Annotated in this window: 19 protein-coding genes, 1 tRNA gene and 2 pseudogenes; 15 read left to right on the top strand and 7 right to left on the bottom strand. The window is 69.6% G+C overall.

What is annotated here, in order from left to right:
• The first annotated feature begins 64 nt into the window (after positions 1-64).
• Both ABFK29_RS18955 and ABFK29_RS18950 read left to right on the top strand, forming a co-directional pair.
• The gene (locus ABFK29_RS18955) at positions 65-1,621 is read left to right on the top strand and encodes a tetratricopeptide repeat-containing sulfotransferase family protein (RefSeq protein ID WP_005861276.1); all 1,557 of its coding nucleotides are present in this window, start codon (positions 65-67) and stop codon (positions 1,619-1,621) included.
• 86 nt (positions 1,622-1,707) lie between these two features.
• Complete coding sequence (locus tag ABFK29_RS18950; protein ID WP_005861274.1) at positions 1,708-2,070, top strand: hypothetical protein; 363 nt, start codon at positions 1,708-1,710, stop codon at positions 2,068-2,070.
• 331 nt (positions 2,071-2,401) lie between these two features.
• Here ABFK29_RS18950 and ABFK29_RS18945 read toward each other — a convergent pair whose 3' ends face one another.
• The 3 genes from ABFK29_RS18945 to hisD form a co-directional block, all read right to left on the bottom strand.
• Complete coding sequence (locus tag ABFK29_RS18945) at positions 2,402-3,088, bottom strand: aspartate/glutamate racemase family protein (RefSeq protein WP_005861272.1); 687 nt, start codon at positions 3,086-3,088, stop codon at positions 2,402-2,404.
• 82 nt (positions 3,089-3,170) lie between these two features.
• Positions 3,171-4,181 carry a D-cysteine desulfhydrase gene (locus ABFK29_RS18940; RefSeq protein WP_005861269.1) on the bottom strand — a complete coding sequence of 337 codons (1,011 nt, stop codon included), beginning with the start codon at positions 4,179-4,181 and terminating at the stop codon, positions 3,171-3,173.
• A 14-nt stretch (positions 4,182-4,195) separates the two neighbouring features.
• The gene (gene hisD / locus ABFK29_RS18935) at positions 4,196-5,479 is read right to left on the bottom strand and encodes a histidinol dehydrogenase (protein ID WP_005861267.1); all 1,284 of its coding nucleotides are present in this window, start codon (positions 5,477-5,479) and stop codon (positions 4,196-4,198) included.
• Between the two features lie 98 nt (positions 5,480-5,577).
• On the opposite strand from hisD, the gene ABFK29_RS18930 reads away from it, so the two are divergent.
• Positions 5,578-6,543 carry a LysR family transcriptional regulator gene (locus ABFK29_RS18930; RefSeq protein ID WP_040604869.1) on the top strand — a complete coding sequence of 322 codons (966 nt, stop codon included), beginning with the start codon at positions 5,578-5,580 and terminating at the stop codon, positions 6,541-6,543.
• A 236-nt stretch (positions 6,544-6,779) separates the two neighbouring features.
• On the opposite strand, the gene ABFK29_RS18925 is transcribed toward ABFK29_RS18930, so the two are convergent.
• The gene (locus ABFK29_RS18925; RefSeq protein WP_005861263.1) at positions 6,780-7,541 is read right to left on the bottom strand and encodes an alpha/beta fold hydrolase; all 762 of its coding nucleotides are present in this window, start codon (positions 7,539-7,541) and stop codon (positions 6,780-6,782) included.
• Between the two features lie 135 nt (positions 7,542-7,676).
• On the opposite strand from ABFK29_RS18925, the gene ABFK29_RS18920 reads away from it, so the two are divergent.
• The gene (locus ABFK29_RS18920; protein ID WP_157136554.1) at positions 7,677-8,033 is read left to right on the top strand and encodes a hypothetical protein; all 357 of its coding nucleotides are present in this window, start codon (positions 7,677-7,679) and stop codon (positions 8,031-8,033) included.
• Between the two features lie 169 nt (positions 8,034-8,202).
• On the opposite strand, the gene ABFK29_RS18915 is transcribed toward ABFK29_RS18920, so the two are convergent.
• Positions 8,203-8,913, bottom strand: coding sequence for an NUDIX hydrolase (locus ABFK29_RS18915; RefSeq protein ID WP_005861259.1), 711 nt, complete (start codon positions 8,911-8,913; stop codon positions 8,203-8,205).
• Positions 8,914-8,931: 18 nt separating this feature from the next.
• Positions 8,932-9,324, bottom strand: coding sequence for a DUF983 domain-containing protein (locus tag ABFK29_RS18910; protein ID WP_005861257.1), 393 nt, complete (start codon positions 9,322-9,324; stop codon positions 8,932-8,934).
• Positions 9,325-9,565: 241 nt separating this feature from the next.
• Here ABFK29_RS18910 and ABFK29_RS18905 point away from each other — a divergent pair, with 241 nt between their 5' ends.
• The 4 genes from ABFK29_RS18905 (at position 9,566) to ABFK29_RS18890 (ending at position 11,757) form a co-directional block, all read left to right on the top strand.
• Positions 9,566-10,162, top strand: a complete 597-nt coding sequence (locus tag ABFK29_RS18905; protein WP_232281590.1) for an EF-hand domain-containing protein — start codon at positions 9,566-9,568, stop codon at positions 10,160-10,162.
• A gap of 101 nt (positions 10,163-10,263) precedes the next feature.
• Positions 10,264-10,854 (top strand): RNA polymerase sigma factor, encoded by a 591-nt coding sequence (locus tag ABFK29_RS18900; protein ID WP_005861252.1) that lies wholly within the window; start codon positions 10,264-10,266, stop codon positions 10,852-10,854.
• On the top strand, positions 10,847-11,224 hold the full coding sequence (locus ABFK29_RS18895; RefSeq protein WP_005861249.1) for a hypothetical protein: 378 nt from the start codon (positions 10,847-10,849) through the stop codon (positions 11,222-11,224). The genes ABFK29_RS18900 and ABFK29_RS18895 overlap by 8 nt, the downstream gene beginning before the upstream one ends.
• Before the next feature lie 5 nt (positions 11,225-11,229).
• A complete protein-coding gene (locus ABFK29_RS18890) occupies positions 11,230-11,757 on the top strand; it encodes a periplasmic heavy metal sensor (protein WP_040604839.1) in 528 nt (175 codons plus the stop codon).
• 97 nt (positions 11,758-11,854) lie between these two features.
• On the opposite strand, the gene ABFK29_RS18885 is transcribed toward ABFK29_RS18890, so the two are convergent.
• A complete protein-coding gene (locus ABFK29_RS18885; RefSeq protein ID WP_005861245.1) occupies positions 11,855-13,378 on the bottom strand; it encodes a diguanylate cyclase in 1,524 nt (507 codons plus the stop codon).
• A 115-nt stretch (positions 13,379-13,493) separates the two neighbouring features.
• Here ABFK29_RS18885 and ABFK29_RS18880 point away from each other — a divergent pair, with 115 nt between their 5' ends.
• The 7 genes and pseudogenes from ABFK29_RS18880 to ABFK29_RS18855 all read left to right on the top strand — a co-directional run bounded on the left by ABFK29_RS18880 (position 13,494) and on the right by ABFK29_RS18855 (position 16,997).
• A complete protein-coding gene (locus ABFK29_RS18880) occupies positions 13,494-13,778 on the top strand; it encodes a DUF3572 domain-containing protein (RefSeq protein ID WP_005861244.1) in 285 nt (94 codons plus the stop codon).
• The gene (locus ABFK29_RS18875; RefSeq protein ID WP_005861243.1) at positions 13,763-14,476 is read left to right on the top strand and encodes an HAD family hydrolase; all 714 of its coding nucleotides are present in this window, start codon (positions 13,763-13,765) and stop codon (positions 14,474-14,476) included. Before ABFK29_RS18880 ends, ABFK29_RS18875 begins: the two co-directional genes overlap by 16 nt.
• A 75-nt stretch (positions 14,477-14,551) precedes the next feature.
• Positions 14,552-14,779 (top strand): annotated as a pseudogene (locus ABFK29_RS25180) (hypothetical protein); the annotation flags it as partial.
• 40 nt (positions 14,780-14,819) lie between these two features.
• Positions 14,820-14,996: pseudogene (locus tag ABFK29_RS18870) on the top strand (trimethylamine methyltransferase family protein); the annotation flags it as partial.
• 265 nt (positions 14,997-15,261) lie between these two features.
• Entirely contained in the window at positions 15,262-15,867 is a 606-nt protein-coding gene (locus ABFK29_RS18865; RefSeq protein WP_005861234.1) for a heme NO-binding domain-containing protein, read from the top strand.
• The gene (locus ABFK29_RS18860) at positions 15,864-16,862 is read left to right on the top strand and encodes a GGDEF domain-containing protein (RefSeq protein ID WP_005861233.1); all 999 of its coding nucleotides are present in this window, start codon (positions 15,864-15,866) and stop codon (positions 16,860-16,862) included. Before ABFK29_RS18865 ends, ABFK29_RS18860 begins: the two co-directional genes overlap by 4 nt.
• Before the next feature lie 60 nt (positions 16,863-16,922).
• A tRNA-Gln gene (locus ABFK29_RS18855) sits at positions 16,923-16,997 on the top strand.
• Positions 16,998-17,074 lie beyond the last annotated feature (77 nt).

Genomic DNA, 17,074 nt, shown 5'->3' with positions numbered 1-17,074 from the left:
GCGATCTTTTTGCCCGCTAAGCCCGTCTTTACCGATCTGTCTTAGGCAGGGGGGAGGAGGCGTCATGCAGCAGTCTTTTCCCATCACAGGCGATCCGCCGCAGGAGATCCTCGACCAGCTTGTCGCGTTGCACGACGCGGGGCAGAGCGTCGTGGTCGCGGAGGAGACGGGCAAGCTGTTGCAGGCCTTCCCGGCGTCTTACGTTCTCTGGCAGATCTACGGCGGCGTGCTGCTGGCGCTGGGCCTCTTTTCGGAGGCGGAGAAGGCGCTGGGGCAGGCGGCGGCGCTGAGGCCCGACCTGTCGGAGGCGCTGTCCAACCACTCCGTCGCGCTGCGCGCGGTCGAGCGGATCGACGAGGCAGAGGTGCGGGCGCGCGGCGCGGTCGGGCTGGCGCCCGATTCGACGCGGGCGCTGGTGGAACTGGCGGCGGTGCTGCTCTACCGCGGCGAGATGGCGGAGGTGCAGGCGCTCTGCGAACGGGTGCTGCGGCAGGAACCGGACAACGCGGCGGCGATGAACAACCTCGGCGTGGCGTTGCAGGCGCAGGGCAGGGCAAAGGCGGCGCGTACGGCCTTCCGCAAGGCGGTGCGCGCGGCGCCGCGCTTTGCGGAGGCGCACAGGAACCTCGCGGCGGCCAAGACGTGGGAGGCGGAGGATGCGCAGCTTCGGCAGATGCAGGCAATCGCCGACGACCCGCTGACCCCGCCGCCCGACCGGATGCGGATCTGCGCGGCGCTCTTCACGGCCTACGACCGGCTGGGGCAGGAGGCGCAGGCCTGGCGCGCCCTGTCGGAGGCCAACGCGCTGCGCAAGGCCCGGCAGGGCTATTCCGTGGCTTCGGACCGGGCGGTGTTCGCCCGGCTGCGCGAGGTCTTCGGCACGCTCGACCCGCTGGCGGCGGAGCCGGGCGCGGTGGTCCCGGTCTTCATCCTCGGGATGCCCCGGTCCGGGACGACACTGGCCGAACAGATCGTCTCGGCCCACCCGGACGTCACGGGCGCGGGCGAGCTGGGCGTGGTGAACGCGCTGGCCCAGCCGTTCATGTCGGGCGAGACCGCGCCGGACGCCACGGCGCTTCGGGCCTTTCGGGAGAGCTACCTGCAAAGCGTGGCCCTGCGGGCGGAGGGGCGGCGCTTCGTGACCGACAAGATGCCGCACAACTTCCGCTACATCGGGCTGATCGCCGCCGCCCTGCCGGAGGCGCGGATCGTGCATGTCACACGCCAGCCGGAGGCCGTCTGCTGGTCGAACCTCGCGCATTACTTCGTGTCGGAGGGGCTGGGCTACGCCAACGACCCGGCCGAGGTGGTGGCCTATCACGGCCTCTACCGCGACTTGATGGCCTTCTGGAACGCGCGCTGGCCCGGGCGCATCCGGCGGCTGGACTACGAGGCGCTCGTCACCGCGCCAGAGGCGGAGACGCGCGCCCTGATCGCCGACCTGGGGCTGGACTGGGACGCGGCCTGCCTGCGCCCCGACCTGAACCGGCGGGCGGTGCAGACGGCCTCCACCGCGCAGGTGCGCATGCGGGTCTACACCGGCAGCTCCCGGTCGTGGCGGCGGTACGAGCCATACCTCGACGGCGCATTTCGTGACCTGCGGGAGATCGCGGATTCTTGAAACCGCGACGCTTCTGACGCATGATAGGCGTCAGAGCAGTCCCGGGAGAGATGGCACAGCCACCCCCGGCCGTTAGGACAGGTGGTATGACAAGGATCTTGCTGGGCACGATGCTGTGCCTGACGCTGGCCGCGTGTGGCGGCGGTCGGAGCGACAACCGCAACAAGGGGTACAACACGACGGTGGCCCCGGCGTTCGCCGCGGGGCAGGTGGCACGGGCGTGCATGGCCTCGGGGCGCAAGGCCGCGAATGTGCAACTGTGCGGATGTGTGCAGGCCGTGGCGGACCGCGACCTGAGGGGAAGCGACCAGAGCATGGCCGCCAGCTTCTTCTCCGACCCGCATCGCGCGCAGGAAATCCGGCAGTCGGACAACCCGCGACACGAGGAATTCTGGAAGCGGTACAAGATCTTCGCGGAACGGGCCGAGCAGACCTGCACCGGGCTCTGACCGGGCTTTGGGTGCGCGCGTCCTCGCCCGATCCGTTCCGCTGCGGGACGGGTTCGGGCGGCACAGGGTCGTCAGACAGGGGCCAGCCCGGCGCCGGTGGGGCCGGGTGCCGTTCCGGTCATCGACCGGAACAGAGGGGCCGGCGGCGTTTCGGAACCTTGGGAGGTCGGGAACGGCCACATCCGCACGACGTCATGGCGTCGGTCATCTGCGCCCGACCGCAACGGAAGGGGCGCACAAATAAGGCAGGGGATTGCCCGGCATCCCGACGGCCCCGGCATGCACAACATTCCGAAACTCCCGCGGGCCGCTTGCGCCCGGGGGGCGCGCGTCAGCGCGGCGAGCCGTCTTCGGGATGGTGCCGGGCCAACGCCACGATCCGGGCCACGAGACAGTCGAGGCTGTCCGTCCAGGCAATGTCCTCCGGCATCAGGGGCGCCGCCAGGGAGAGTTCCGTACAGGCGATCAGGATGTGGTCGGCGCGTGAGAGAAGCCGCCGCGCGGCCTTTGTCAGCGCCGGGGCAATGTCGGAGGCCGAAGCGCCGCCCTTGACTGCGCGGATCATGTCGAGCACCGGTCCGTCGTCCTCCGGCATCTCGAAGGGCTGCGGCAGATACCTGTCGAACACGCCGGTCAGGCGGGTCGCGGGCGAGGCGAGGATGCCGATGCGGCCCTTGCCCTCAAGCGCTGACGCGGTTTCCGAAAGCATGTCGAGGAACGGCAGGCCGCAGGCAGCGCGAATGCCGTCCACGTAAACATGCGCGGTGTTGCAGGGCATGGCCAACGCCGCCGCTCCGGCGGCCTGCAGGTCACGCGCCATGGCTTGCAGCGCGGGCAGCGGCGAAGGCCCTGTCCCCTCGATCAACGCGGCGATGCGCGAGGGCACGGCGGGGTTCTGGTGAACGATCAACGGCACATGTCCGGCATCGTCCGTGGCCGGGACGGCGTCGAGCACTTTCTGCATCAGCAGGATCGTTGCCTGCGGTCCCATGCCGCCCAGAATGCCGACAGTCGTCATGCCGGGCGGGGGAAGACTTTTCGACGAAAAGTCTTGGTGCGGGATGATTTTTCGAGAAAAATCATCTGCGTGGCGTGGCAGGTCATGTCCGCCCAGCCGCGTCGAAGCAATGGGTGTAGCCGGTCAGGCCGATGGCGCCGCCGGTGTGCAGGAAGACCACCCGCTCGCCTGCCTTGAAGTGGCCCTTGCGGATCAGGTCGATCAGCCCCGCCGCGCCCTTGGCGGAATAGACCGGGTCGAGCAGGATGCCCTCGGTCCTTGCAAAGAGGTCGATGGCCTCGAGCGTGCTGTCCGCCGGCAGGCCGTAGCCTTCACCGATGTAGTCGCAATTGGCCATCACGTCTTCGCGTCCGACCACCCCGGCGCAGCCCAGCTTTTCCGCGGTGGCGCAGGCGAGCCGGTAGACGTTGCTTTCCTGTTTCTCCTGCGGGGCGCGCACGCCGATGCCCAGCACCGGGATGCCCGCGTTCAGCGCCTTCAGCCCGGTGACCAGCCCGGCCTGCGTCCCGGCCGAGCCCGTGGCGTGCACGATGTGATCGACGGGCAGGTGCGCCTCCGTCACCTGCGCGAGGAGTTCGAGCGCGCAGTTCACGTAGCCGAGCGCCCCCGTCGGGTTCGAGCCGCCGCCCGGGATGGTGTAGACCTTGGCGCCGCCCGCGCGGCGGTTCTCGGCCACCTTCTCCATCTCGGCGTTCATGTCGCCGCCTGCCGCGCGATGTTCGATGGTGGCGCCGTGCAGCACGTCCAGGAGGACGTTGCCGTTGTGGCGGTAGTTGTCGTGGGTGTAGCCGGTGCGGTCCTCCAGCAGGAGATGGCAGCCGAGACCCAGGCGGGCGGCGGCGGCGGCGGTCTGGCGGGCGTGGTTCGACTGGGTGGCGCCCTGGGTCATCACCAGTTCGGCGCCCTGCTGCACGGCCTCGGCCATCAGGAATTCCAGCTTGCGGGTCTTGTTGCCGCCGGTCGAGAGACCGGTGCAGTCGTCGCGCTTGATCCAGAGTTCCGGCCCGCCCAGCAGGGCCGACAGCCGTGGCATGGGTTCCAGCGGCGTTGGCAGGTGGGCAAGGCGGAGGCGCGGGAAGCGGGTGAGGTTCATCTTGCGGTCTTTCGTCAGGCCCTGAGGGCGGTGGTCGGGGAATGGGCGTGGAGGCGGGCCTCGGCGGAAAGCGCGTGGCCGGTCATGCCTTCGGCGCGGGATATCCGGCTGGTGGCACGGGCGAGGGCGGGCAGCGCCGCGTCGGTGGCGCGCTGCCAGGTCACGGTCTTGAGGAACTTGTGGACGGACAGCCCGCCGGTGTAGCGCGCGGCGCCGGAGGTCGGCAGTACGTGGTTCGGTCCCGACGCCTTGTCGCCGAAGGCCACCGTCGTCTCGGCCCCGAGAAAGAGCGAACCGTAGGCGGTGAGCCGCGTCTGCCACCAGTCGAGCGCGGTGGCATGCAGGTGCAGGTGTTCGGGGGCAATGCGGTCGGCCTCCTGCGCCATCTCCTCGCGGCTGTCACAAAGGATGATCTCGCCCATGGCGTCCCAGGCGGCGCGGGCGGTGTCGGCATTCGTGCCGCCGAGGCGCGCGCAGGTGTCGGGAATCAAGTCGCGGACGCGGCGGGCCAGCGGTTCGTGGTCGGTCACCAGCCAGCACGGAGAGGTCGGCCCGTGTTCGGCCTGTCCGGCGAGGTCCAGCGCCACAAGGCCCGGGTCGGCGGTGGCGTCGGCGACGATCAGCAGGTCGGTGGGCCCCGCCACGGTGTCGATCCCGGTCGGCCCGAAAAGCTGGCGCTTGGCCTCGGCCACGTAGGCGTTGCCCGGTCCGGCGAGGATCGCGGCGGCGGGCGTGCCGAACAGCCCGAAGGCCATGGCGGCGATGCCCTGCACCCCGCCCAGCGTCAGGATCGTGTCCGCCCCGGCCAGGTCCATCGCGTAGAGCGTGGCGGCGTCGATGCCGGGCCCGTCTCGTGGCGGGGCGGCGGCGGTGATGTGCGGCACGCCGGCCGCCTTTGCGGTGGCGATGGTCATCAGGGCAGAGGCGATGTGCGCATACCGCCCGCCCGGCACATAGCAACCCGCCGCCGAGACGGGGATGGAGCGTTGCCCGGCGATCAGGCCGGGGCGGAGTTCAGTCTCGAAGTCCTGCAGCGAGGCGCGCTGCGCCCGGGCGAAGGCGCTGATGTTGGCGTGGGCATAGGCCAGCGCCTCTTTCAGGTCGGAGGGCACCTGTGCGGCGGCGGCCTCGATCGTGCTGCGTGGCGTGACGATGGGGCCGGTCCAGCCGTCGAGGCGCCGGGCATAGTCGCGGGCGGCGGTGTCGCCGCCGCTGCGCAGGCGGGCAAGCATGATCTCGACTGTGTCGCGGATGTCGCCTGTTGCGGCAGGCGGCAGGCCGGGGGCGGATTTGATCATTCGGGGCATCGAAGGGTCCTTGACGGGCAGGGAGACAGAATTCTTGATGGGGGCGCAAATTCATGTTTTTCGAATATGTGCATGTTCAGGAGAAGCCGATGCTGACCAAGGGGGTGTCCCTGCGCGGGCTCGAGGTGTTCGAGGCGCTGGCCGAGAGCGGATCGGTCGCCCGCACCGCCGAGTTGACCGGGCTGAGCCAGCCCGCGGTCAGCCAGCAGATGCGCAACCTCGAAACGGCGCTGGGCGTGGAGCTTGTCGACCATGGCCGCCGGCCGATGATGCTGACCCCTGCGGGGCGGGCGTTTCTCAGCCGTGCGAAGGCGGTGTTGCGCGAGTTGCGGCTGGCGCAGAGCGAGCTGACGGTGATGGATCTCGCGCATCTGGCGGTGCTGAACCTGGGCGTGATCGACGACTTCGACAACGACCTGACACCCCGGCTGGTGACGATGCTGGCGGAAAGCATGACGCGCTGCCGGTTCAAGCTGATCACCGCGCCGAGCCACGAGATATCCGAAGAGATCCGCGCCCGCCGCCTGCACCTTGCCATCGCCGCGTCGAGCGGCGAGGTCATGCCCGGCGTGGTCGAATACCCGCTGGTGCGCGATCCGTATATCTTTGTCTGCGCGCGGGGTGCCGCACAGGCGGCGGGCGGGATCGAGGCGCTGATGCGGGAGGCGCCGCTTCTGCGCTACGACCGCGAACAGGTGGTGGGGCGGCAGATCGAGGCGCATCTGGCCCGGCAGAAGCTGTCCTTTCCCGAACGCTTCGAGATCGGCGCGCATCTGTCGCTGATGACGCTGGTGTCGCGCGGTGTCGGCTGGGCGCTGACGACGTCTCTCCAGTACATGCGGGCGGGCCGGATGCACGACAGGATGGAGGTACATCCGCTGCCGTTCAGCCCCTTCGCACGGACGATCTCGCTTTATGCCGGGTCGGACTGGACCGACCAGGTGCCGCGCGACGTGGCGCGCACCATGCGGATGCTGGTGAGCGACATGGTGATCGGCCCGGCCTGGGCCAAGCTGCCGTGGCTCGAAGGCGATCTGAAGATACTGGACGGCTAGGGACCTGCGCATGGCGTACAGGTTGTCGCAGCGCGGCGCCCTGTCCAGAGCGTCGCGCGCTCATTTGCGAACGTCATCCCGCATATTCGGATTTCTCGAATATGGTGTCCCGGTCAAGGGGGCTTTGGGCATCTCGGGCGCGTCTTGGGGCGGCCGGGACGCTGCGGTCACGGTGGGACGATGCCTGCCCGCGCCGCCGCCGCGGCGGTCCGTGGCGCGGAGATTCTCCGCGCGCGTCAGGAGACGGCGGAGAGAAACGCCCGGACGGAGGCCTCGAACCCGCGCGGGTCGTCGGCGTGCAGCCAGTGACCGGCCTGCGGCATCTTGGCAAAGCGCGCCTTGGGAAACATCCGGCGGATGGTGTCGCGGTGCTCGGGCAGCACGTAGTCCGACTGCCCGCCGGACAGGAACAGCGCGGGTCCGGTGTATTGCCCGTCGATCTCCGGGAAGCCGAGGATCTTCGGCATTTCCGCTTCGAGCGCGTCGAGGTTGTATTTCCACTGCCTGGCCTTCACGTCGAGCGACTGGGTGAAGAAGCTTTGCAGCGCCTTGTCCGTGACGTGTTCGGCCAGTTGCGCCACCGCGTCGGAGCGGCGGTCGACCTGCGTCAGGTCGACCTTGCGCATGGCGTCGATGTACTGCTGCTGGCTGTGGCCGTAGGCGACCGGCGCGATATCCGCCACGAGGAGCGAGGCGACCTTTTCCGGGTGCATGAGGGCCAGCGTCATCGCCGCCTTGCCGCCCATGGAATGGCCCACCACATGGGCGCGGCCACCGTGGGCGTCGATCAGCTCTGCCAGGTCGGCGGCGAGGTCGGGGTAGCCGTGGTTGTCCGAATGCGGGCTGTCGCCGTGGTTGCGCATGTCGGGGGTCAGCACGAAGCGTTCCTCGGCCAGCCGCCGGGCGATCACGCCCCAGTTGCGGCCCGATCCGAACAGCCCGTGGACGATCACCAGCGGCGTGCCCCCGGGCGTGCCGTATGTCAGCGTGTTCAACATGCCGCCTAGATAGGACGGGGCCGGGACGAGGGCCAGTGCAATTGTCGACGGGGCGCGAACGCTGTGGTGACGTGTCTGCAATTGAGGCGAAAATGCGGCGGCGGGTAAGGTCGTGCCATGCAGGTGGAACGGGACATGGCACGCCGTGTGGCGCGGCTTGAGGGGCTCTTGGCGCGCAGGATGGGGCTGCGGCGCGGCCCTTTGGCGTTGCGGGTGAAACGCGCCCGGGGCGCTCTGCCCGAGGCGGTGCGCCGCGACCTGCTGGCTTTGGCGGCGGCGCGGCAGGGGGCGGGGCATCCGAAGATCGCCCGCCAGATCGACGCGCGCGCCATGGCGCAGGCCGAGCGGCGCGTCGCGCGGTTCCTGAAAGGCCCCGTGCTGCGCGAAAGGCGCGTGACGCGGCGGGTGCGCTGGAAGGCGGCGAGGGTGCTGAACCTCGCGCTGATCGCGCTTGGCGCCATGTGGTTCGCCATGTGGCGCGGCTTGGTCTGAGGGGGCTGGCCTGAGGGGGCTGGACTGAGGGGGTTGGTCTGAGGCGGCTTGGTCCAACGTAGCCTTGTCCGGGGCGCCCGGTCCGGGCGGTTCGTCCGCCGTTCGGTTCAGCCGCGATCCGCGCCTTGGGGATCAGCCGCGTTCACGCCGGGTGCACCGGCCGTGCACCTCAGTCGCGCATCGGCTCTCCGCGCAGGCGGAGGAACAGGCTTTCCTCGTCGTCGTTGCGGAAGAACGGCACGCTGTCCGGAGGCGTCTCGTCGGCGGCGCGCGCCGCGACCTCGGCCAGCACGACCTCGGTGATGAACGGCAGGTCGTAGTCGCGAATCTCGTCCACGGCGATCCACTGGAGGTGCGACAGCTCATCCGTGGCGTGGGAGAAGTCGTCGGGGTCGGACATCAGCGCCTCTGCGTCCAGCAGGAAGAAGCGGGCATCGAAGCGGCGCGGACGGCCCGGGGGCGTGATCGCGCGAAAGACGAATTGCAGCCCTTCGGCGGAAGGCCGGTGCCCGGTGCCCGCGAAGCTGAGCCAGTCGGCGGGCACGGTGCCGGGCCAGGGCGCGGGTGTGCCGAGGATCTGGCCGGTCTCTTCCCAGAGTTCGCGCACCGCGGCCGCGGCGAGCGCACGCGCGATGCCGGCGGGTGCGTCTTCCTCGATCCGCGCGGCGCACAGCGGCGAGAGCGGGCGGGTGAGGTGGATCTGTGCGTCGCCCCGGTCCACGGCGCCGCCGGGGAAGACGAACTTGTTGGGCATGAAGGCGGCCTTCGCCCCGCGCTGGCCCATCAGCACCCGAGGCCGCGTCCGGCGGTCGCGCAGCACGATCACGGTGGCCGCGTCGCGCAGGGCGCTCTTGTCGGGGGTCGGGGCGGTTGTCGTCATGGGGTCTCCTCCGGGCGGTCAGCCGGGGCGCGGCGCGAAGCCGTACATCCCCCGGGCCCACTGGAAGGCCACGATCGCCCCTTTCAATCGGGGCAGAAGGTAAAGGGAAAGCGCAACGCAGCCAACCGCAAAGATCGTGAAGAGCACGAGCGGATCGGGCCGCCACGCTTCAAACACGATCAGCAGCAGGGGCGCCATGATGTGCCCGACGATGAGGATCGTCAGGTAGGCGGGTCCGTCGTCGGCCCGGTGGTGGTACAGTTCCTGACGGCAGACCGGACAGGTGTCGCGCACCTTGAGGTAGCCCGAAAGGAGCGGTCCGGAGCCGCATTTCGGACACCGCCTGCGCCAGCCACGCCAGAGCGTCGGCCAGATCGGCGTGTCTGCTGCGATGTTGCCTGATTGCTGCATAGAAATCCCGTGCCTCCTCGAGCGCGAAAGATGCTCTCTCGGTGCGGCTTATGAAAGGGGGCGAAACGCCCTTGCGGCGGCGTGTCACATTCGGACCGTTTGCGCTCACGCTTCAGTGATCGTGTTTCGTGCGTTTTGTGCCGGCTTCTGCGACGGAAGCTGCCGCCCCGTGCGTGGAAGCCTGCAGAGACGCCCAAGAACGGCGCTCGGGACAGGTGCGACAGAAACCATGGAGACCAGGATGATGACCAGGACAAAACCGACCCTCTGGATGACTGCGGCGCTGGTGGCGGTGCTGACCACTGCCGGTGCGGCGCAGGCGCGCGACTTCGGGCGTGGCCACGACGGTGCGCATGGCGGCCCGCAGGGCGGCATGGGCCCGCGCGGCTTCTTCTCGGAAGAGATGTTCGCCGCGGCGGATACCGACGGTGACGGCAAGATCACCGAGGCCGAGATGAAGGCCGCCGCCGAGAAGCGCTTTACCGACGCCGACACCAATGGCGACGGGATGCTGAGCGCCGACGAGATGGCCGCCCGGGCCGAGGCCCAGCGCGAGGCGCGCCGCGTGGCGCGGATGACCGAGCGCAGCCAGGCGATGATCGACCGGCTGGACTATGACGGCGACGGGATGCTGAGCCTTGAGGAAGCGCAGCGTCAGGCCCCGGCGGACATGTTCGACCGGATGCTGGAACGTCTGGACACCGACGGCGACGGCGCCTTGAGCCAGGAAGAGATCGCGGCCGCAAAGGCGAAAATGCGCGAACGGCACGCCGATCGCGGCCACGGTCCGCGTGGCGAGCGCGGCGAGGGCCGTTTCCCGTGGCGTCAGGACCGCTGAGATCGTGAGTTCCCGCCCCGGGCTGCCCGCCGGACGGCGGATGGTCCGGGGCATTGCGCGGTGCCGCGGTTGCGGTTAGCGCAGATGGATACGGAACCGGGATGCCTTATGACGCCATGAGCGACTGTGCCGAGGAGGAGCTTCTCGCGGCGTATGCCGCGGGCGATGCCGCTGCGGCGCGCGCGCTGACAGCGCGGCTGGCGCCCCGTGTGCTGGCCCATGCCTTCCGTATGCTGGGCGGCGACCGGGCAGAGGCGGAAGACGTGACCCAGGAGGCGCTTCTGCGCCTGTGGCGCGCGGCGCCCGACTGGCGCCCGGGCGAGGCGAAGGTCTCGACCTGGCTGTACCGGGTGACGGCGAACCTCTGCATCGACCGGATGCGGCGGAGGAGCCGCGCGGGACCGGCGCTCGACGACATACCGGAGCCGGAGGACGAGCGCCCCTCTGCCGCGCAGCACATGCAGCAGGCGGCCCGGGCCGAAGCGTTGCAGGCCGCGCTCGACCAATTGCCGGAGCGGCAGCGCCAGGCGGTGGTGCTGCGCCATATCGAGGGGCTGCCAAACCCCGAGATCGCGCAGATCATGGACATCGGGACACGCGCCGTGGAAAGTCTGACGGCACGGGGAAAACGGACTTTGGAAGCGCTTCTGGCCGGGCGCAGGACAGAACTGGGGTACGACGGCGATGACTGATCCAAGGGACGACACGATGCCGGGGTCCGCCGGGGACCTCTCGGCGTTCTTCGAGGCGGCACGGGCCGAGGCGCCGGTGCCCGACGGCGATTTCATGGCGCGGCTGACCGCCGACGCACTGGCCGAGATGCCGGTGCCGGGGGCGCGCGTGGCGCCGCAGGGGGGCGGTCCGGGCCTTTGGGACCAGGTGCGCGGCGCGCTGGGCGGCTGGATCGGGATGACCGGGCTGGCGGCGGCCTGCGCGGCGGGCATCTGGATCGGGGTGAACCCGCCCGCGACGCTGGACGCGTTCTGGGGCGGCAGCGCGGATCTGGGAGAGATGGGCGTCGACCCGCTTTCGGGGTTCGAACTGGCGATGATGGAAGGATGAGCGGCATGGCCGGATCGCAAGGCAACCGCGTGATGCGGATCATGCTCTTCGTCTCGCTGGCGATCAACCTTGCGGTTGCCGGCGTCGTGGTGGCGTTCCTGTGGAACGGCCCGCCGGTGTCGCCGGGACGGCCCGACGGCGGGGACCCGGCGCTGCCCTACACGCGGGCCCTGGACGAGGACCAGCGCGACGAGGTGCGGCAGGCGCTGCGCGAAGCGTTCCTGCGCGACCGCACGGAGGCGCGCGGCGCGCGGCGCGACGTGATCGAGGATTACCAGCAGGCGCTGAAGGTGCTGCGCGCCGACCCCTACGATCCTGCCGCGCTCGGGGCGCTGATGACCGCGCAGGCCGAGCGCAGCGCCGGGTTTCGCAAGCGCGGGCAGGAGGTGCTGAGCGCCTATGTCGCCGGGATGACGCCTGCGGAACGCGCGGCCTACGCCGACCGTCTGGAAGAGACGCTGGCCCGGTTCCGGGAACGGCGCGCGCGGCATTTCGAAGAGCATCGCCGCAAGGACGGCCCGCCGCGCGAGTAGGGCAGGGCGGCGCGCGCCGGGCGGCTCCGGCGCGTTTTTCAGGTGACCGTCATGCAGATGGGAGTCCGCAGCCGGAGGCGGGCCGCCCGGCGCGCGCTCAGAGGCGCGGCAGGCCCCAGGGCGGGATCGTCGCGCCGTCGGTGCCGGTGTCCTGACCGATCATCGGTTCGACGGGCGCCAGCCTCGGGTTCGGTTTCGGGGCGGGCGGCAGGGTGCGCACGACCTTGGTCAGCGGCAATGCGAGCACCGTGTCGGCCATGACCACCGTATTGCGGCCGCCGTTCTTCGCGGCATAGAGCGCGGAGTCGGCGCTTGAAATCAGGTCGACCGGCGTTTCGGCGCTGCGCGACACTCCGATGGCCACCCCGATGGACAGCGTGACGATGATCCTGCGGCCATCGGGCAGGGAGATGGGGTTCTTCGCCATCAGGGAACACAGGCGCCCTGCGGTCAGCCGCGCTGCCGTGCGGTCGGTGTCGGGCATCGCCACGAGGAATTCCTCGCCGCCCCAGCGGGCGATCAGGTCGGCGGCCCGCAGGTTGTCGGTCAGCCGCTGCGCCAGCGTCACCAGCACCGCGTCGCCCGCGGCATGGCCGTAGTCGTCGTTCACCTGCTTGAAGTAGTCGAGATCCGCGAGGAGCAGGGCGTAGGGCCTGCGCGACCGCTCTGCCCGGTCGGCCAGCCGCGAGATGTGGGGCAGGGCGTACCGTCGGTTGTAGAGCCCGGTCAGCGGGTCGGTCACGGCGGCGCGCAGCCCGTCGCGCATGTTCGCCCTGAGCCGGTCGCCCAGCCGCTTGCGGGCGATCTGTTTCTTCAGCCGCAAGGCCAGTTCGTCCACCTCCAGGCCGTCGGACATCAGGTCGTTGGCCCCCATGTCGAGGGCGGACGCGGCCTCCCTCCGGTGATTGGGGAGGGCGATGTACATCAGCGCGGAGCGGCGCGTGCCGCGATTGGAGCGCAATTGCGGCAGGAGCGACAACACGTTCCCGCCGGAATGCTCGGTCTCCAGCAGGACGACCAGGTCGGGGTGGCGCGGGTTCTCGCGCATGGCGTTGTCGGGATCGACCAGTTCGATGTGGTCTTCGGAGCGGCGGCAGAACGCCTCGATCCGGGCGCGTGTGGTCGCGCCGGGGCGGTCGGCGATGATCCGCACCTGCCCCGGTTTGCTGAAGTCTGAGGGCTGCTCGGCCAGTCCCAGCGCCCGGCCGGTGTCGTCGCGCAACTGCAGCTCTGCCTCCGCGTCGCGGGCCCGAAGGAGCGAGCGCAGCCGGGCCAGCATCACGACGTCGTCGATGGGCTGCGACAGCACGTCGTCCGCCCCCGCGGCGAGCGAGGCAAGCCGTTCCTCCGGCCGGTCCGCGGGGTGCACGACGATGACGGGGACGGCCGGTCCCGGGCGGGAGGCGCACTTCCGCCGGATCGCGGAACAAAGCGTCCGGCCGGACATGTCGGGCAGTTCGGAGGCCGCGATCACCAGATCCGGATCGGACCTGCGCATCATCGCGAGGGCCGCCTCGCCAGAGGCCGCCTGCACGACCTCGTAATAGGCCGAAGACAATTTGACTCGCAGTATGATGCGGTTGGTAGGCACCGCATCGACCACCAGGATCCGCCCAGTCATCAGTGTTCAGCTACCTCGTGTCTTGCACCGTGAGTGTCGGCGCGTGCTTGAACTTCTCGGCCCCATCAGATTTGGTGAAATTTGGTTAAGAAACCCTTTCAAGGTGGCGTGGGAATTGAGCTTTACGCAGGAAAGTGCCGAGACGGTCAGTTTGCAGGCGATGGCATGGCTTGCAGGCAACGATGAATTGTTGCCGGTGTTTCTTGGGGCTTCGGGCGCGTCGGAGGCGGACTTCCGCAACGGTCTGGGGGACCCTGTCTTCCAGGGGGCGGTTCTCGACTTCGTGATGATGGACGACGCGTGGGTCATGGCGTTCTGCGAATCGGCGGGACTGGATTACACGGTCGTCGCGCAGGCCCGCGCGGCCCTTCCGGGCGGAGGAGAATGGCATTGGACCTGAGCGTCGACGCGGTCCTGTTCGACAAGGACGGAACGCTTTTCGATTTTTCGGCAACCTGGGACGTCTTTGCGGCGCGGTTGATCGCGCGCCTGTCCGACGGTGACGCAAGCCGCGCGGCGCGCGCCGCCGACGTGCTGCGTTTCGACCTCGAAGCCGGGCGTTTCCTGCCCGACAGCCCCGCCATCGCCGGCACCAATCGCGAGATCGCGGCGCTGCTGGCCTGGGTCCTGCCGCAGGATGCGGCGGCGCTGGAGCGGATCATCGTCGAGGAGGCAGGCCGCGCGCCTCTGGTGGAGGCGGTGCCGCTGGTGCCCCTGCTGGCAGAGCTTGCGGCGCGTGGGCTGATGCTGGGCGTGATGACCAACGACACGGAATCGGTGGCGCGGGCCCATCTGGCCGAGGTCGGCATCCTCGGGCAGTTCGACTTCGTCGCGGGGGCCGACAGCGGCTGGGGGGCAAAGCCCTCGCCCGATCCGCTGCTGGCCTTCGCCGAGCGGATGCGCGTGCCGCCCGCGCGGGTGGCGATGGTGGGCGACAGCACGCACGACCTGCTGGCCGGGCGCGCGGCGGGCATGGTCTGCGTCGGCGTTCTGACCGGCATGGCCGGGCCGGAGGTGCTTGGCCCCCACGCCGAGGCCGTGCTGCCGGACGTGGGGCACCTGCCGGGCTGGCTCGACGGGCGCGCGACCCGCGGGTGATCGCGGCGCCCCGGACGGCAAAAGCGATCGCCTGCGTCGTCTTCCGGCAGGCAGCGGGCAGCGGATCGCCGTGTGATGGGTGCCTTGCCGCTCACCGGACCGCAGGGAAAGCGCCATCGTGCCCGACGACGCCGCACCGACACGCCGCGACCAGTGCGGCCGGGCGGGGCACGCCCCGGCGCACCTGCTGTGGCCCAGGCCCCCTGGCACATCCCGCGCAACGCCGGCCGGCCGACCGAACCGCTGCGCCCGGACGCGGTCGCCCGCCTGCATGACGCGACCATGCGCATCCTCGAAGAGATCGGCAACGAGTTCCTGCGCCCCGACACGGTGAAGATCCTCCGGGACGCCGGAATGCATGCGCGCCACGCAGATGACCGGCCAGATGGCGCGCCACTACGGCTTGCCGATGCGCTCTTCGGGCGCCTGCACCGCCAACGTGCCCGACGGTCAGGCGATGTGGGAAACGGGGCATGCGCTCCGGGCGGCGGTCCAGTCGGGCACGCATTTGGTCTGCCACGTGGTCTACCTCGCGGCGGGCCGGCCCGCAGGCAGCGCCCGCATCGGTCCCGCTGCCACGTCGCGCCCGGCTCGACCGGTGCACGACCGCTGCGCTTCATCTTGGCAAAAATACCTCTGACTCCCTCGTCGGGAGGTGCCCGGCCAAAGGGGGGCGGGACAGGGGCCCGCTGGCCTCGCCCGGCCCGAAACTCGGCTCAATTGCATATATTATGCGCCTGTTAAACGTCGCTGCGCCATGGTGCCCCGAAAGCGGAGCAGCGGTCATGCATGGTCTCATCCTGAGAACATTTCAGGTCTTTGTGCAGGATACCTACGGGCAGTCCACGTGGGAGGCGATCACCGGCCACGCCCAGTTCGAGGCCGGCGATTTCGAGGCGATGCTGAACTATCCGACCGAAACCTTCGACGCGATCATCGCCGCCACGGAAATCGAATTGGGCAAGAGCAGCGACCTCTTTCTGGAGGACGTGGGCACCTATCTCGTCTCCCATCCCAACAGCGAGGGGTTGCGCCGCCTACTGCGCTTCGGCGGCGTCGACTATATCGAGTTCCTGCATTCCCTCGACGACCTGCCGGACCGGGCGCGGCTGGCCGTCGCCGACCTCGTGCTGCCGGATCTGGAACTTCGCGACATGGGGCAGAACACCTTCCGCCTCACGGTCGGAGAGGGGCTGCCCGGCTTCGGCTTCGTCATGGTGGGGGTGCTGCGCGCCATGGCCGACGATTACGGCGCGCTTGTCCTGCTGAACGCCGAAGGCGTCGGCATGGGCGAACAGGAGGTGGACATTACGCTTGTGGAATCGGCCTTTGCCGCCGGCCGGGCCTTCGACCTCGCGGCGGGTGGCGGCGCGCAGGGAGGGGCGGCATGACGTCGCTGCCCGAAGAGGTGCTGCACGCGCTCTGCCCGATGCATGCCGTCCTGTCGCCGACAGGGCATATCGTGCAGGCCGGACCGACGCTCCACAAGCTGAGCGGGCGGCGCCTGGAAAACGCCCGGTTTCTGGAGGTGTTCGAGATCTACCGCCCTCGCGCGGTGACGGACATGGCGGGCCTGCGCGCGGCCCAGGGTCGCAAGCTGCATCTCAGGCTGCGCGACGGTGTGCGGACCGCCCTGAAGGGCGTTGTGGTCGGCACCGGTGGCGGGGGCGCGGTGGTCAACCTGTCGTTCGGCATCGCGGTGGTCGACGCGGTGCGCGACTACGCCCTGACCAGCACCGATTTCGCGCCGACCGACCTTGCCATCGAGATGCTTTACCTTGTGGAGGCGAAGTCCGCCGCCATGGACGCGTCGCGCAGTCTCAACACCCGTCTCCAGGGGGCAATGGTTGCGGCGGAGGAGCGGGCCTTCACCGACACGCTGACCGGCCTGCGCAACCGGCGCGCGCTGGACACGGTGCTGGACCGGATCTCGCGGCAGGGGCGGGCCTACGCGCTGATGCACCTCGATCTCGATTTCTTCAAGGCGGTGAACGACACCTACGGGCACGCGGCGGGGGATCACGTCCTGCGCCACGCCGCGCGGATCATGCTGGAGGAATCGCGCAAGGACGATACCGTGGCGCGCGTCGGCGGGGACGAGTTCATGATCGTCTTTGCCAACCTGACCCGGATGCCGCGCATCGCGGAGATTGCTGGCCGCATGATCGAACGGATCGAGCGGCCCGTGGACTGGGGCACCACGAAGTGCCGAATCTCCACCAGCATCGGCATAGCGATTTCCGAGGGCGAAGGTCTGTCGCCGACGGAAATCATGGACCGTGCGGACACGGCGCTCTACGCCTCCAAGCGCGCGGGGCGGGCACAGTTCCGTTTCTACGGCTCGGACGTTGCCGACGCGCCCGCCGCCCTTCGCGGGGCAGAGTAATTTTTTCGGGAAGAAGGTCTTGATCCTCCCGAACCGGCGCAGTAAGTAGCGCGCCACGGTTGGGGTGTAGCCAAGTGGTAAGGCACCGGTTTTTGGTACCGCGCACCGTAGGTTCGAATCCTACCACCCCAGCCAATGACCTCCTGTGACGTTCGCCAAAGATTGGAACTTATCCGGTTCTACTTGGCATCTTGCCCGAGCAAGACTGGCAT

This window comes from Sagittula stellata E-37, assembly GCF_039724765.1.
In the GTDB taxonomy this organism is placed as follows: Bacteria; Pseudomonadota; Alphaproteobacteria; order Rhodobacterales; family Rhodobacteraceae; genus Sagittula; species Sagittula stellata.
This window is presented reverse-complemented; position numbering and strand designations above follow the sequence as displayed.